This is a genomic window from Paenibacillus sp. GbtcB18 (genome assembly GCF_019091125.1).
Classification (GTDB): Bacteria; Bacillota; Bacilli; order Paenibacillales; family NBRC-103111; genus Paenibacillus_F; species Paenibacillus_F chitinolyticus.
The window spans coordinates 1-234 of record NZ_JAGXJX010000909.1; the positions used below are offsets into that span (position 1 = coordinate 1).

The 234-nt window shown below is 47.9% G+C and carries 1 protein-coding gene; it reads right to left on the reverse strand.

The features are described 5' to 3' along the window. Window positions 1-193: TetR/AcrR family transcriptional regulator (locus tag KVT34_RS31265; protein ID WP_217563394.1), on the reverse strand; the 193-nt coding region annotated here is incomplete at its 3' end. Window positions 194-234: the final 41 nt, after the last annotated feature.

A 234-nucleotide genomic window follows, 5' to 3' on the forward strand; every position in this document is an offset into this window, starting at 1 on the left:
CCCTCACGAAACAGTGAACCAGCAAGCTGAGGTACAGCGTTTTTTTGCTATTGAAATGGTGAAAAATCAGTGACATGGAAATGCCGGCCGCCCCCGCCAGCATCCCGGTCGAAGTGTCTTTGTACCCGTGGCGCGCGAAAACGGAAAGACAAGCCTCGAGAATCTCTTTTCTTTCGTAAAGTTGTATAGGCAACCGGTATCTTCCTTTCTTTTTGCTAACCGATCGGTTAATAA